General features: G+C 67.1%; 14 protein-coding genes, 2 tRNA genes and 1 other RNA gene. 8 read left to right on the top strand and 9 right to left on the bottom strand.

All coding sequences use genetic code 11. The annotated features are described in order from the left end of the window. Positions 1 to 21: 21 nt before the first annotated feature. Both ACVWWW_RS05970 and dnaX read right to left on the bottom strand, forming a co-directional pair. Entirely contained in the window at positions 22 to 345 is a 324-nt protein-coding gene (locus ACVWWW_RS05970; protein ID WP_027082603.1) for a YbaB/EbfC family nucleoid-associated protein, read from the bottom strand. Positions 346 to 374: 29 nt separating this feature from the next. Beyond that, complete coding sequence (gene dnaX / locus ACVWWW_RS05965) at positions 375 to 2,153, bottom strand: DNA polymerase III subunit gamma/tau (protein ID WP_027082602.1); 1,779 nt, start codon at positions 2,151 to 2,153, stop codon at positions 375 to 377. Between the two features lie 154 nt (positions 2,154 to 2,307). Between dnaX and ACVWWW_RS05960 the strand changes: the two genes are divergently transcribed. Continuing rightward, positions 2,308 to 2,400, top strand: a tRNA-Ser gene (locus tag ACVWWW_RS05960). A 49-nt stretch (positions 2,401 to 2,449) separates the two neighbouring features. Then, an RNA gene (gene ffs, locus ACVWWW_RS05955) (signal recognition particle sRNA small type) lies at positions 2,450 to 2,546 on the top strand. A 31-nt stretch (positions 2,547 to 2,577) separates the two neighbouring features. On the opposite strand, the gene ACVWWW_RS05950 is transcribed toward ffs, so the two are convergent. From ACVWWW_RS05950 to ACVWWW_RS05940, 3 genes are read right to left on the bottom strand one after another with little or no spacing between them, the layout of a single operon-like run. Continuing rightward, on the bottom strand, positions 2,578 to 2,859 hold the full coding sequence (locus ACVWWW_RS05950; protein ID WP_027082601.1) for a hypothetical protein: 282 nt from the start codon (positions 2,857 to 2,859) through the stop codon (positions 2,578 to 2,580). Positions 2,860 to 2,919: 60 nt separating this feature from the next. Continuing rightward, on the bottom strand, positions 2,920 to 3,687 hold the full coding sequence (locus ACVWWW_RS05945; RefSeq protein ID WP_027082600.1) for an MBL fold metallo-hydrolase: 768 nt from the start codon (positions 3,685 to 3,687) through the stop codon (positions 2,920 to 2,922). Next, positions 3,684 to 4,424, bottom strand: a complete 741-nt coding sequence (locus ACVWWW_RS05940; protein WP_051234977.1) for a 3-deoxy-D-manno-octulosonic acid kinase — start codon at positions 4,422 to 4,424, stop codon at positions 3,684 to 3,686. Before ACVWWW_RS05940 ends, ACVWWW_RS05945 begins: the two co-directional genes overlap by 4 nt. A gap of 19 nt (positions 4,425 to 4,443) precedes the next feature. On the opposite strand from ACVWWW_RS05940, the gene ACVWWW_RS05935 reads away from it, so the two are divergent. Then, entirely contained in the window at positions 4,444 to 5,499 is a 1,056-nt protein-coding gene (locus ACVWWW_RS05935) for a glycosyltransferase family 9 protein (RefSeq protein WP_036142328.1), read from the top strand. A gap of 6 nt (positions 5,500 to 5,505) precedes the next feature. Here the strand turns inward: ACVWWW_RS05935 and ACVWWW_RS05930 are convergent, their stop codons facing one another. After that, positions 5,506 to 5,910 (bottom strand): DUF6165 family protein, encoded by a 405-nt coding sequence (locus ACVWWW_RS05930; RefSeq protein ID WP_027082597.1) that lies wholly within the window; start codon positions 5,908 to 5,910, stop codon positions 5,506 to 5,508. A 114-nt stretch (positions 5,911 to 6,024) separates the two neighbouring features. On the opposite strand from ACVWWW_RS05930, the gene ACVWWW_RS05925 reads away from it, so the two are divergent. After that, positions 6,025 to 6,115: transfer RNA gene (locus ACVWWW_RS05925), tRNA-Ser, on the top strand. A 325-nt stretch (positions 6,116 to 6,440) separates the two neighbouring features. Continuing rightward, entirely contained in the window at positions 6,441 to 7,145 is a 705-nt protein-coding gene (locus tag ACVWWW_RS05920) for a protein phosphatase 2C domain-containing protein (RefSeq protein WP_027082596.1), read from the top strand. Position 7,146: 1 nt separating this feature from the next. Here the strand turns inward: ACVWWW_RS05920 and dnaQ are convergent, their stop codons facing one another. After that, entirely contained in the window at positions 7,147 to 7,887 is a 741-nt protein-coding gene (gene dnaQ / locus ACVWWW_RS05915) for a DNA polymerase III subunit epsilon (RefSeq protein WP_027082595.1), read from the bottom strand. A gap of 76 nt (positions 7,888 to 7,963) precedes the next feature. Beyond that, the gene (gene rnhA, locus ACVWWW_RS05910; protein ID WP_456998654.1) at positions 7,964 to 8,434 is read right to left on the bottom strand and encodes a ribonuclease HI; all 471 of its coding nucleotides are present in this window, start codon (positions 8,432 to 8,434) and stop codon (positions 7,964 to 7,966) included. Positions 8,435 to 8,731: 297 nt separating this feature from the next. Here rnhA and gloB point away from each other — a divergent pair, with 297 nt between their 5' ends. The 3 genes from gloB (at position 8,732) to ACVWWW_RS05895 (ending at position 11,530) form a co-directional block, all read left to right on the top strand. After that, on the top strand, positions 8,732 to 9,514 hold the full coding sequence (gloB, locus tag ACVWWW_RS05905) for a hydroxyacylglutathione hydrolase (protein ID WP_027082593.1): 783 nt from the start codon (positions 8,732 to 8,734) through the stop codon (positions 9,512 to 9,514). Further along, on the top strand, positions 9,511 to 10,665 hold the full coding sequence (locus ACVWWW_RS05900; RefSeq protein ID WP_051234975.1) for a lytic transglycosylase domain-containing protein: 1,155 nt from the start codon (positions 9,511 to 9,513) through the stop codon (positions 10,663 to 10,665). The genes gloB and ACVWWW_RS05900 overlap by 4 nt, the downstream gene beginning before the upstream one ends. 70 nt (positions 10,666 to 10,735) lie before the next feature. Further along, positions 10,736 to 11,530: an enoyl-ACP reductase FabI gene (locus ACVWWW_RS05895; RefSeq protein WP_027082592.1), complete on the top strand. Its 795-nt coding sequence runs from the start codon at positions 10,736 to 10,738 to the stop codon at positions 11,528 to 11,530. Positions 11,531 to 11,670: 140 nt separating this feature from the next. On the opposite strand, the gene ACVWWW_RS05890 is transcribed toward ACVWWW_RS05895, so the two are convergent. Then, a complete protein-coding gene (locus ACVWWW_RS05890) occupies positions 11,671 to 13,641 on the bottom strand; it encodes a SurA N-terminal domain-containing protein (protein WP_027082591.1) in 1,971 nt (656 codons plus the stop codon). Positions 13,642 to 13,756: the final 115 nt, after the last annotated feature.

The following is a 13,756-nucleotide window of genomic DNA, read 5'->3' as shown; positions in this document are numbered from 1 at the left end:
AGCTCAACGCGAACACCTGCTTCAGAAGCCCGGAATCTTCATGCCCGGCGGAATCGGCATGCCCGCGGTGGCCGCCGACATGCGCGACTGCGATTCGGCATTCACCTTGTTCACTGCGTCATTGAACGCAGCGGCGATCAGGTCTTCGGCCATCTCGGGATCGCTGATGACGCTCGGATCGATGCGCACCTTGCGGCACTCCATGCGGCCGGTGATGGTGACGCTCACCATGCCCGCGCCGGCGTTGCCGGTGACTTCGATCTTGGCAAGGTCTTCCTGCGCTTTCGCGAGGTTTTCCTGCATCTTCTGCGCCTGCTGCATCAGCTGGGCGATGTTTCCACGCATGAGGTTTTCTCCGTAGCGAAAAGTTGGCGTCAGCGTTCGAGCGGACGCACGGATTCGGGGACGATGCGGCCGCCCGCGGCGACAAGGCGCTGCACATCGGGATGCTGTTCGAAGTCGCGCTGCGCAGCAGCCTGCTTCGCATCGCGCGCGCGCTCGACATGCACGCGCACCGAGTCGACCGGACGCGCCGGCGCTTCGAAGCGAAGCTGCGGCGCCTGGCCGAAACGTGCCGCAAGCGCGTCGGTAAGCATCTTCACCATCAACGCGCCCTTGAGGTGCTCGTCCGACGGCTCGATCGACAGGCTCAGCACGCCATCGCGACATGCGACAAAGCCGACGTGCTCGGCGAGCAGTCGCGCGGGACCGCGCAGGTCGCAGGTTTCGACCCAGTCGCGCCATGCATCGGCGTCTGAAAAGCCGCCGTCATTTGTCGTCGCGGATGCAATGGACGCCGCCGCGGGTTCCGGCGTCGCTGCGCGCGGAGCCTCCAAAACCGGTGCGGATACAGGCTCGACCTTTGCCTCCGCGACCGGCTTCGATTCGGTCACCGGCGGCGCGACCTTGGTTTCGACCGCCGGCGCGCGTGGCGGTGGGACCGCGGGCTCGGCTGCACGCGGAGACGGCGAGGCATCGAGCGCCGCACGTGCCGCGGCGGCTGCATTACCCGAAGCACGCGTCGGCACCGACGCCCGCTCGGGACGCGTTTCACCCGTCGACGTCGCACTACTCGGGCCCGGACGGAACGCCAGCATGCGCAGCATCACCATCTCGAACCCGGCGCGCGGGCTCGGAGCGAGCGGAAGGTCGCGTCGACCGTTCAACGCCATCTGGTACCAGAGCTGCACGACTTCGGCCGGCAATGCATCGGCCAGCGCATCGATATCGACACCATCGACCTCGATCGCCGCGCCCGGCACCAACTGTCGCAACTGCACGTGATGCAGCGCTTCGGCGGCGGCTTCGAGCACGTCGTCCCAATCCGGTGAGAACTCGCCAAGGCGTTCGACTTCCGCCATCAGACCCGCGCCATCGGCCGACGACAACGCGTCCAGCAACGCACCGACACGACCGCGGTCGACCGTGCCGAGCATCGCGGCGACGCCTTCATCGGTGAGTTGCGAGCCGGTGTAGGCGATCGCCTGGTCGAGCAACGAAAGCCCGTCGCGCAACGAGCCATCGGCCGCGCGCGCGAGCTGCTTCACCGCGCCGTCTTCGACGGCAATGTCCTCGGCTTCGAGGATCTTGCGCATCTGCCCGCGGATCTGTTCCTCGTCCAGGCGCTTGAGGTTGAACTGCAGGCAGCGCGACAGCACGGTCACCGGCAGCTTCTGCGGGTCGGTGGTCGCCAGCAGGAACTTCACGTGGCCCGGCGGCTCTTCCAGCGTCTTCAGCAGCGCGTTGAACGCCGACTTCGACAGCATGTGCACTTCGTCGATCAGGTAGACCTTTACCCGGCCTCGCGACGGCATGTACTGCGCGTTGTCGATGACCTCGCGCACGTCGTCGACACCGGTATTGCTGGCGGCGTCGATCTCGAGCAGGTCGATGAAGCGGCCGGCGTCGATGTCGCGGCAGGAATTGCACTCGCCGCAGGGGTCGGCGGACGTGCCGCGTTCGCAGTTGAGCGACTTCGCGAAGATGCGCGCGATGGTCGTCTTGCCGACGCCGCGGGTGCCGGTGAACAGGAAGGCGTGGTGCACGCGGCCGCTGTCCAGCGCGTTGGTCAGCGCGCGTACGACGTGTTCCTGCCCGACCAGTTCAGCGAAGCGCTTCGGGCGCCATTTGCGGGCGAGGACGAGGTAGGACATTCGATTCCGGCGCGTGCCGCCGGCGTCTCCGGCGTGGTGAAAGGATTGTGCCAGAGCCCCGTCGCACGCCGTGCGCGCCTTGTGGCTGCCGACCCCCGCGGCGTAGAATCACCGGCCCTGAAGACGGCCGGACGCCCGACTCAGGCCCAGGTGCGGAGAGGTGTCCGAGTGGTTGAAGGAGCACGCCTGGAAAGTGTGTAAGCGTCTAAACCGCGCTTCGGGGGTTCGAATCCCCCTCTCTCCGCCATAACACCGCAGCGCTTGCGGTGCGCTCCATGCAAGTCTCTATGGTGGCCCCGTCGGCCCCTCGCGACGCTAGGTCGAAAACCCCGCCAGGGCCGGAAGGCAGCAACGGTATCGACTGACGCGGGTGCCGAGGCAAGCCGGCGGGGTCATCGCCCATTCGGGCGACGGCCTTTCGCGATCAATCCGCGTACAGCGACCCGAACGCTTCGAAGTCGGCGGTTTCCAGCACCGCGGAAATGCAGTGATGCGGCACCGACAGGTGCACCTCGACGCTCTCGTCGTCATCGCCCTGCAGGTCCAGGCTCAGTTCGACGTAGGCGCCGTCCAGGTCGACCTTGCGGCATTCGACATATGCGCCGAACGCGGAACCCACGCGCATCCACGGCGTCAGCAGGGTGCCCAGCTCGATTCGACCGGGCTCGGTGAGGAACACGCGCAGGCGGTGGCGACGCTTGGACATGGCAACCTCGCAAATCGGATCGCGAAGATTAACCGGCCGCCCGTAAGAACGGTGCGACGGTCAGCCGGTCCAAGGCGTCGCGCGCTCGGCGGTCGGCTCGGCGAGCGGGATCACCTCGCCCGGTTGCCCGACGCGGTAGCCGCGCGCGGCAAGCGCTTGGCCATCAGCCACGCTTGCGTAGTGGTAGAGCACGCAGCGGTCGAGCAGCTCGCGCGGGTACTCGCGTTCGAGATCGTCGATGCCGCTATGCGACGGGTTGCCGTGAAGGCCGCAATCGTGCGCGACGAGTTCACCCTCGCCCGCATGACAGGCGAGCATCTCGGGAATCGGACGCGTGTCGCCGGTCCACACCACGCTGCCGCGCAGGCGCAGTCCGAATGCAGTGTCGGGCCAGTGGTGGCGCACGGGAAATACGTCGACGCGAATGCCGTCATGCCAGAACGCATCGCCGACTGGCACCAGCCGGAACGCATCCCAGAAATTGACGCCGCCTTCGGCGAGCACGTTCGGATACGCGGCGACGCGCTGCTGCAGCAACGGCACCAGCGGCGCCGGCGCATAGATCACGACGTTGCCACGTCGCGCATCGTTGAAAAACGTATCGACGAACAGGCGCTCGAAACCCGCGACGTGATCGAAGTGCGTATGCGTGACGAACAGGGCGCGCGGTGATTCGCCGTAGGTCGACTGATACGCCGTCAGCCCTTCGCCGCCGCAGTCGATCGTCAGCCACGGGCGACCGCCGCGTTCGATGGTCGCCATCGCCGAACCCAGCGTCACCGCCGATGCATTACCGACGCCGTGCAGGCGCAGCGACCACTCGCTCACGCGGCGCTCCACGCGTCTTCGTACGCTTCCTGTAGACGCGTGAAATCTTCTTCGACTTCGCCTACGTCACGCACACCTCGTCGCTTCAGCAACGAACGATGCAGGCGCGAAAGATTGCGGTGACGCCAACCATCGCCGATGGTGCGGAACACGCCGCGATCGAGGTCGATGACCCAGCCGCCACCGTTGCGATCGAACAACAGGTTGTCGGCGTTGAGGTCCGCGTGATCGAGTCCCGCGCGATGCATGCGCGCGACGAGACGACCCGCTTCACGCCACGGTGCAGCACCTTCGATCGCCAACGCTGCGAGCGTCTCCACTCCAAGCAGACGCTCGACCAGGATCGCCGCGCGATAACGAAGCCCGCGCCGCTCGTACATCGCCGCGAGCGGCGTCGGCACCGGAACACCACGACGCCGCGCTTCGCGCGTGAGTTCGTATTCGGCGACGCTGCGCACGCGGTCCTCGCCATTCCAGAGGTAACCAGCGCTGCTGACACGTGCGGCGAGTCCGCCACGCCGGTACTGTCGCAGCACGCAGGCGCCGAACGGCGCGTCGACGAACCAGGCTGCACCGCGCCCCCCGGTTGCGACCGGTCGCGCGCCCTCACCCCATGCCACCGGCGAGAACCATTCGGGCTTCGCTTGTCCCGTGCGCTCGGGGTCGAACACAATCACGCCACGGCCTTCGGGGCCGTGGAACTCGATCCGTGCGTCGTTGGCATGCGCGGTCGCCATGACCGGAGTCTATCAGCGCATGACACGCCCCCTTCCGCTTCCGCCCGGCGCGCGCGTCTGCCTGCTGCGCCTGTCGGCGCTGGGCGACGTGACCCACGTGCTGCCTTTGATCAATACGCTGCGCGCCGGCATTCCCGACGTGCGCATCAGCTGGATCATCGGACGCGGCGAGCACCGCTTGCTCGATGGACTGCCGGATGTGGCGTTCGTCGAATACGACAAGAAGAGCGCGCTCGCGGGTATGCGGGCAATGCGGCGCGGCTTTCAACAACCATTCGATGCGTTGCTGCAGATGCAGGTGGCTGCACGCGCGAATCTGCTGTCTGCATTCGTCCCGGCGCGACGACGCATCGGCTACGACCGCTCACGATCGAAGGATCTGCACGGCCTATTCGTGCGTGAACGCATTGCCGATCGACCCGGTATGCACGTACTCGATGCGATCGGCAGCTTCGCCGAGCCGCTCGGTCTGACGCCGCTGCCCGTGCGCTGGGACATGCCGGTGCCCGCCGACGCGTTCGAATGGGCCGCGGCACAATGGCCCGACGACGGCCGTCGCACGCTGATGATCTCGCCGTGCTCAAGCCACGTGCGACGCAACTGGCGCAGCGAGCGCTATGCCGCAGTCGCGGACCACGCGGTCGAACGCGGCTGGCGCGTGGTGCTATGCGGCGGTCGAAGCGAACTCGAACGCACGACCGGCGACGCGATCCTCGCGGCGATGAAGCAGCCGGCGCTCGACCTCATCGGCAAGGACACGCTCAAACAATTGCCCGCGCTGCTCGCACGCGCCGATCTGGTGATGACGCCCGACTCCGGGCCGATGCACATCGCCAACGCGATGGGCACCAAGGTGCTGGGCCTGCATGCCGCGAGCAACCCGCTGCGCAGCGGACCGTACAGCGACGTGCGCTACTGCGTCGATCGTTACGACGACGCGGCGCGCCAGCACCTCAAGCGCCGGGCGAGCGAGATCAAGTGGGGCACCAAGATCGAGTACGACGGGGTCATGGACCTCGTTACCGTCGATGACGCGATCGCGGCATTCGAGCGCTACGTCGCCGACAACGCCTGAGACAGGTCAGGCCGACGGCTGCCGGTAGTCCTCGTACGACTTCTCCTCGACGTAGGACGAGCCCAGCGCGAGGTTGATGTCCTTCTTGATGCGGGCGCGCTCGTCGTTCTCGAAGTACACGGCGCGTGCCAAGCGGACGAACTCGCCGTCGAACTCCTGCCGCTTCTCCTTGACGCGGATGTCGTCCTCGATCTCCCAGAGCCGCTCGTTGACGGCCTTGAGTTCCGCGCGCAGGCGGACGATGTCGTGCCCGGCCGCCGGATGCGCCATCCACGTCTTCTCCAGCGCCGACAGCTCCTTGCGGACGTTGGCAAGCTTGGCTTCGTCCTTCATGCGCTCGGACTTGATCTGCAGGATCGCGATCTTGTCGAGCAGCTCGCCGAACGACACCGGCACGAGGATCTCGGACATGGGCAGCCTCGAATTCAGGGGGCGCCAGTGTAAACCCGTGACACGGTCGGCCTTGTCGGCCGCCCCACCGCCGCCGTATCATTCGCGGCCCGCCGGTACGCCGGTGGGGACCACGGAGAGGTGGCAGAGTGGTCGAATGCGCCGGATTCGAAATCCGGTTTACGGTTTCGCCGTAACGTGGGTTCGAATCCCACCCTCTCCGCCAGATACGAAAAGGGCTCCCTCGCGGGAGCCTTTTTCGTATCTGGCGAGCGGGTGGTCTTTCGAGAACCCACCGGGTTCGACAAATCGGCAGGACAGCCGATTTGGACGGCCGCATGGCCGCCCGCGCGACGCGCGGGTGCGGGCCATGGATGGCCCGCATCCATCCCACCCGACGCGACGTACTGCGCGCACCGCCGCGACGCACCACGTCAAACCCCACGAATACCGGCCGCGAACCACCGCCCGAGGCATTAGGTGTTTCCCCGCCTTGCCCTATTGGACCGTCGCGCCGATGATTCGACAGGCCACCGCCCGCGCGTGACCCAATGATCGAATACGGACATCTGACCCACGCAGGATTGCGTCGCGAACTCAACGAGGACACCTACTACGCCGACGGTGAGCTCGGCCTGTGGCTCGTTGCCGACGGCATGGGCGGTCACGAGTACGGAGAAGTCGCGAGCGCGCTCGCGCGCGAAACCATCGTTCGCGAAGTGCGCGACGGCACGCCGCTCGCGCAGGCCATCCGCATCGCCGACGAGGAAATCATCGCGATGTCGCGTCGTCGCAACGATGCGCTGCCGATGGGCACCACCGTCGTCGCCGCGCGCATCAAGGGCGAACGCTTCGAAGTCGCATGGGTCGGTGACAGTCGCGTCTACCTGTGGCGCGAAGGCCAGCTGCTGCAGCTGTCGCAGGATCACAGCTACGTGCAGGAACTCATCGCCAACGGTGCGCTGACGCAGGAACAGGCGCGCAGCCATCCGCATCGCAATGTGGTCACGCAGGCGCTCGGCGTCACCGACCCGAAGAGCCTCAATGTCGAAACGATGACGGGCGAGCTGCGTCCTGGCATGCAGTTGCTGCTCTGCTCCGACGGCCTGACGGAAGAAGTCGACGACCGGTCGATCGGCAAGGTGCTTGCGCGCATGGACTGCAGCGCGCAGGAATGCGCCGACACGCTGGTCGCCGCTGCGCTCGATGGCGGCGGCTCCGACAACATCACGGCGGTACTGATCCGCCGCGGCTGATTCACGCGGGCGCGAATGCGCCGTCGTCGTCCGTCGCGTTTTCGATCACGCGATCCCACACCGCGCTGCCCGCCTTCTTGCGCAAAACCGCAAGGCGCGATTCGTGCGCAGCGAGTTCTTCGTCCGACACCACGATGCGCGGACGCGGACGGCTCAGGTCGATCTCGAACGGCAATGCATCGCCCGACGATTCCGACGCCACTTCGCCGAACCCGAGATCCGTCTGGCCCGACGTCAGGCCGATGTAGACCTCTGCGAGAAGCTGCGCGTCGAGCAGTGCGCCGTGCAGCTGGCGATGCGCATTGTCGACACCGAGTCGACGACACAACGCATCAAGCGAATTGCGCTGGCCCGGATAACGCTTGCGCGCGAGCAGCAACGTGTCTTCCACGCGACAACGCGACGCGATGCTGCCGTGGTGCGCACCGCACTTGCGCAGTTCGTTATCGAGGAAGCCGACGTCGAAGGTCGCGTTATGGATGACGAGCTCGGCGCCGTCGATGAACTCGAGGAATTCCTCGATGACTTCGTGGAAGCGCGGCTTGTCGGCGAGGAACTCGAGCGTCAGGCCGGTGACTTCCGACGCGCCCGGCTCGAAGTCGCAATCGGGATTCAAGTAACGATGGAACGTCCGACCAGTCGGACGACGTTCGACGAATTCCACGCATCCGATTTCGACGACGCGGCAGCCGCGTTCCCAGCTGAGGCCGGTGGTTTCGGTATCGAGGATGACCTGGCGCATCGATAAGTCCGTACGTCGTTGCGGGTAAGCGTAGCCGGGCCGCGTCTCGGAGACGTGTGCGCGAACTACGCGCGCGTCACGATTCGATCGGTGCGCTCGCGCCCTGCTTGATCGCGAGCGCCTGCGTGCGTGCGAGCACGTCGACGCGTTCGTTGTCGGGATCGCCGCTGTGGCCTTTCACCCAATGCCATGCAATGCGATGACGCTGCGTCGCTGCGTGCAGCCGTTCCCACAGGTCACGGTTCTTGACCGGATCGCCGCCCGCTGTTTTCCAGTTGCGACGAACCCATCCCGGCATCCATTCGGTGATGCCCTGCCGCACGTACTGCGAGTCCGTATAGAGGTCGATCGCACACGCTTCGGTCAGCGTTTCGAGCGACTGGATCGCCGCCATCAGCTCCATGCGGTTGTTGGTGGTCGCCGCTTCGCCGCCGGAAAGTTCGCGTTCTCGGCCCTTGTAGCGCAGCAGCGCACCCCAGCCGCCCGGCCCGGGATTCCCCAAGCAGGCGCCGTCGGTGTGGATCTGGACGGCCTTCAGCTCGTTCATCTAGTCGTTCATCGGAATTTGACGCATCGGGCATTGTGCACGGACCCCGGCCTCGACCGCTCGTCGGGACGGAACCATACGCTTCAGTATGCGATTCGGCGCCTAGGAATCAGTCATTTAGGGACGATTGCTCAAGGTCTCCGGCCGGTGAGGGGCGTTCGTCACGGTCACCGCGGGTTGACGGGGTGGACCGAGGCCGGCAAGGTCGCCGCTTCCTCGGGACCAGCACCGCAGCCGTTCAGCGTATTCAGGAGGCATCACGCTGAGGTGGCACTAACCGAACGGAGGTGTTTGCCAATGCGATTGCAGCCGCTGTCTGCGCGCGTCGACAACTACATCTGGGTACTTCGCAACGATCAGGGCCGAGCGCTGGTGGTCGATCCCAGCGAAGCCGGCCCGGTAGTCGACGCAGCGAACAACGAGGATTTCTCGCCGGCGGCGATTCTCCTCACGCACCACCACGCCGACCACGTCAGTGGCGCCGCGCCTCTCCTCGAGCGCTGGCAGGGCACCCCGGTCTACGGACCGGACGACGACCGCGTCGATCTTGCGATGAACCGCCCCGCTGACGGGGACACGTTCGAAGTCGACGACTGGTCCATCCGCGTGATGCACGTTCCCGGGCACACGCGCACGCACATCGCTTTTTTCGTCGAGACGGCCGGCAACGATCCGGTGCTGTTCTGCGGCGACACGCTCTTCAGCCTGGGATGCGGCCGCCTGTTCGAAGGGGACGCCGCCCAGATGGAGACCTCGTTGGGGAGGCTTGCAGCGCTACCACCCGAAACCCGGGTCTGCTGCGGGCACGAGTACACGCTGGCCAATGCCGCTTTTGCGGCGGTGGTCGATCCCGACAACGCGGCGCTTCGGCGCCGCATGAAGGAGGCCCAGACCATGCGCAACGCCCAACAGCCCACGCTGCCGAGCACCATCGGTAACGAACTGGCGTGCAACCCGTTCCTTCGCTGCGACCAGCCCGCGGTCGTCGATGCCGCCACGCGCCGCCTCGGCCGTGCACCGGCCGACCGTGTCGAGACCTTTGCCACGCTTCGAGCGTGGAAAGACGGGTTCGCGGCATGAATACCTATTCCATGAAGACGGGCGCCCTGGCGCTCGCGGCCGCGTTCGGCCTGGCGACGACCGCCGCCCACGCCGCCGACTCCCGCAACGGCCGCGAAGTGTTCGAGCACTTCCGCGCCGGCCTCGCCGAACCCACCTGCCCGGCCGAGCCGTCGCGCTGGACGAAGCAGTTCTCCGGCGCTCCGGACCGCCTTACGGATCGCAACTCCAATACGTTGGAGCTGTTCGGTCACGTGGTCGAGTCGGTGCGCGCCGCGCACCTGCCCAGCGAATACGCGCTGATCCCGTTCGTCGAAAGCGGCTACAAGCCCAGCGCCCGCAGCGGCGCCGGCCCGGCCGGTCTCTGGCAGATGATCGCCACGACCGCACGCAACCACGACGTCCCGATGCGCGCCGGCTACGACGGCCGCATGTCGGCGGTCGACTCGACCAAGGCGGCGGTCCGTTACCTCAAGACCCTGCACGGCATGTTTGGCGGCAACTGGCGCTTGGCGGTCATGGCGTACAACGCCGGCGAGTACCGCGTCTTCGGCGCGATCAAGCGCGCCGGCCAGACGCCGCGCACCGCGAACCCGCAGACGCTCGCTGGCCTGTCCGGCATCACCAATTCCTACGACGACAAGCTGCACGCGATCTCCTGCGTGATCGCGCAGGCGCAGCAGCAGCCGCGCTTCCTCGCCGCGCTCGACCGCCCGATCCGCACGCTGGGCCCGACGCCGGCGTCCGACACGATGATCGCCATGGTGCCGAGCAAGCCGGCACCGACCGCCATGCTCGCCGGGCTGTCCACGCCGTCGATCCTGGCCCCGGGTTCGGCTGCCGCGGCACTCGGTGCGCCCGCGCCGTCGCCGGCGACGACGCCTGAGCCTGCCACGGTCGCCGCGACGTCGACACCCGCCGTTTCACCGGTCGCCCCCGCGTCCACACCTGCGCAGAGCCTGACCGCGCCAATGGCCGCGCTGACCTCCGCGGTCGTCGCGATCTCGAACGGCCCGCGCAAGCACACGGTCGCGGTCGGCGAGAACCTTTGGACCATCGCCCGTCGCTACGGCATTTCGGTGGCCGACCTGGTCAGCCGCAACGGCCTGAAGACCGGCAAGCTGCTCGCACCCGGCATGGTGCTGGCGGTCGACTCGCTCGCCGCGAAGTAGCCTCCCGGCGCCGCCGCGGGCACACTACGGCGCCCGCCCGCCGCCTGGCGGGCGCCAGAACGGAGAGCACATGGGTTTCCTGCAGGGCAAGCGCGCACTGATCACGGGCATCGCGAGCCAGCGCTCGATCGCCACCGGCATCGCCGAGGCGATGCGGAACCAGGGCGCGGAGCTCGCGCTGACGTACCAGAACGACAAGCTCAAGTCGCGCGTCGAGTCCGCCGCCGCCGAATACGGCAGCGACATCGTGCTTCCGCTCGACGTGACCTCGGACGAGCAGATCGCGCAGTGCTTCGAGCAGCTCGGCCAGCGCTGGGACGGCTTCGACATCCTCGTCCACTGCATCGCCTACGCCCCGCGTGAAGCGATCGAAGGCGAGTTCCTCGACGGCCTGACCCGCGAGAACTTCGGCATCGCGCACGACATCTCGGCGTACTCGCTCGCCGCGCTCGCCAAGGCGGCGCGTCCGATGATGGCCGGCCGCAACGGCTCGATCCTGACGCTGAGCTACCTCGGCGCCGAGCGCGCGCTGCAGAACTACAACGTCATGGGCGTGGCGAAGGCGAGCCTGGAAGCGACGGTTCGCTACCTCGCGCTCAACCTCGGCCCGGAAGGCACGCGCGTCAACGCGATCTCCGCCGGCCCGATCAAGACGCTCGCCGCCGCCGGCATCGCGAACTTCCGCAAGATGCTCCACCACTTCGAGACCTACGCGCCGATGCGCCGCAGCGTCACGATCGAGGACGTCGGCAACACCGCCGCGTTCCTGTGCTCGGACCTTGCGCTCGGCATCACCGGCGAAGTCACGTACGTGGATTCGGGCTACAACATCCTCGGCATGACCGGCATCGGCGACGACGACTGATCGTCGCGATTCTTATTAATACGTTTCATCGAAAGCCCGGTTCCGACCGGGCTTTTTTTCGCCTTGCGCGCGGCAACCGTTCGCCGAAAACGCGAACGGCCCGCATGAGCGGGCCGTCCGGATGAGCCGAGTCGTGACCGTTACAGGTTCGACTCGTTGACCTCGATCTTGTAACCGCGACGCAGCGTGCGAACCGCGGCGTCGAAGTCGACCAGCCCATGCAGCTGCGCGATCTGGCGGCCGAGCATCGAGATGTCGCCGCCGGCCTCCGCAGCCGTGCCCGGCTTGACCGCATCGACGACGAACACGAGCCCGCGGCCGTCGGGCAGCACCTTCGAACCCGCGGCGACCTTGCCCTTCGGCGCATAGGCGGCGAAGAACGCGTCGGTGACGCCCGGCGCGGCGACCTGCGCATTGCGCGGCACGCCGATCACCGGCTTCGGTGCGGCCAGGCCCTGCGCCGTCGCGACCTGGGCGAGCGGCTGGCCGGCCCGGACCTGCGCCAGCACCGCCGCAGCGCGCTGCTGGGCCGCCTTGAGCGTGCGATCGGCGTGGATCGCGGCGATCACGCGGTCGCGCACCTCGGCGAGCGTCAGCTGGCGCGCAGCGGAATGCGCGGTCACGCGCAGCAGCACGCTGTGGTTGGTGCCGACGTCGATCGGGTCGGACACCATGCCCTGCCCGATCGCCGACTCCGAGAACGCCGTGCGCTGAACCATCGGGTTGGCGAGCACGCCGGTGCCCTGCCCGCGTGCCAGCGGGCCGGCGGTCAGCACCGGAACGCCGACGACGCGTGCGGACGGGCCGAGCGACGACGGATTCTTGAGCACGGCGTCGACGATCTTCGACGTCGTTTCGTTGAACTGGTGCTCGCGGCCGGCGTCGACCAGCTCCTTCTCGAGCGTGGCGCGCGCCTGCTCGAAGGTTTCCTGATTGCCCTGCTGGATCCGGCGCAGCTGGATGACGTGCCAGCCGAACTCGGTGCGGACCGGATCGCTGACCTGGCCCGGCTGCATCGCGAACAGCGTCTTCTCGAACTCAGGCGCCAGCGCACCCTTGGCGACGAAGCCGAGATCGCCACCCGCGGCCTTCGAGCCGGTGTCGTCGCTGTTGGCGCGTGCGAGCGCGGCAAAATCGGCGCCCGGTGCCTTGGCCTGTGTAGCGAGCTGCGTGGCCTTGTCCTTCGCCGCCTTTTCGACCGCGGCGCTCGCGCCAGCCGGCACGGCGATGAGGATGTGCGACGCCTGGCGCTGCTCGGCCGCGACGAAGCGCGTCTTTTCCTGCTCGTAGCGCTGACGAAGCGCGGCCTCGTCGACGACCGGCGGCGGCAACGTCGAGGCATCGAGGTCGACGTACTCGAGGTTCACCGTCTCCGGCGCGCGGTAGTCGTTGCCATGCGCGCGATACCAGGTGTCGATTTCCGCACTGCTTACCGGCGCGACGTCCGCTGCAGGTGCAGGGATCTCGACGATCGACAGGTCGCGCTTCTCACCGAGCAGCGCCACCATGCGATCGACTTCCGACGGCGTCGCGAATGCCGAGGCACCGACGCTCGTGCGCATCAACGACTGCGCGAGCCCATCGCGGATGATCTGCTCGAACTGCGTTTCATTGCGCGGCGGATTGAGGTTGCGCAGCGCAAGGCGGTACTGCTGCATGTCGAACTTGCCGTTCGCCTGGAAGGCCGGCACCGCCATGATTTCCTGCTGCACCATCGCGTTGCTCACGACGATGCCCTGGCGCTTGGCCCACAAGGACTGCGTGCGTTCGTCGATCAGATCTTCGAGCACCTTGCGCTTGCTCGCGGCGCTTTCAAACTCGCGCGCGTCGAACTGCGCACCCTGCTCCTGACGCGCGCGCTGGCGTTCCTGCTCGAAGCGCTCGCGGAAATCGCGCTGGTTGACGTCCTCGTGCTGCCACAGCAGCGACACCGGCCAGAACGACGGCGCACCGGCCCACCATGTCGGTGGCGCGCTGACGATTGCAACGGGCATCTCGCGCGAGCGCTGGAAGTAATCCTGGACGCCGAAGAAGGCGAACGGAATGACCATCAGGCCGAGCACCACGGTGGCGAACCAGCCGGAAGTCTTGTCGCGTAGGGTCTGCAGCATTGCGGAGACGGCGTTGGGCGAAGCCCGACAGTGTAGCCGCTTGCATGCGCCGTGAACGCGTCGCGCCCGCCGTGCATGAACCCTTCGGACAAAAGAAAAGCGCCGTTTCCGGCGC

The sequence above is a fragment of the Lysobacter sp. HA18 genome, assembly GCF_054057595.1.
The sequence above is the reverse complement of the archived record's forward strand: the minus strand, read 5'-3'. Positions and strand labels throughout refer to the sequence as shown.